Genomic DNA, 528 nt, shown 5'->3' on the forward strand with positions numbered 1-528 from the left:
CGACGACGCCCTCTTTGGCGCAGATGTTCTCGAGCAGCCCGCGCATGACCGGCGGCGCGAGGAGGCGGAACGGGTAGTGGTGCGTGCGCGAGCGGATGGTCGGCAAGACCTTCTCGGGCTCGGTGGTGGCGAAGACGAAGATGAGGTGCTCCGGCGGCTCCTCGACGATCTTCAGCAACGCATTGAACCCCGCGTTGGTGACCATGTGCGCCTCGTCGACGATGAACACCCGATACCGCGACTCCGACGGCGCGTAGAAGGCGCGGTCGCGCAGTTCACGTGTGTCGTCGACGCCTCCGTGGCTGGCGGCGTCGAGTTCGATCACGTCGAGGTTGCCCGGCCCGCCCGGCGCGAGGGCTACGCACGACGAGCAGACGCCGCACGGGGTCGACGTCGGGCCCTGCTCGCAGTTCAGTGAACGCGCGAGGATGCGGGCCGACGACGTCTTGCCACACCCACGCGGCCCGGAGAACAGGTACGCGTGATTGATGCGGTTTCCGTCGAGGGCGCGGCTGAGCGGATCGGTGA

The 528-nt window shown here is 68.2% G+C and carries 1 protein-coding gene; it reads right to left on the bottom strand.

From position 1 onward, the window contains the following. The coding region (gene dnaX / locus A5777_RS09965) for a DNA polymerase III subunit gamma/tau (protein ID WP_064862545.1) at window positions 1-528 on the bottom strand (528 nt) is incomplete at both ends.

The organism is Gordonia sp. 852002-10350_SCH5691597, assembly GCF_001665715.1.
In the GTDB taxonomy this organism is placed as follows: Bacteria; Actinomycetota; Actinomycetes; order Mycobacteriales; family Mycobacteriaceae; genus Gordonia; species Gordonia sputi.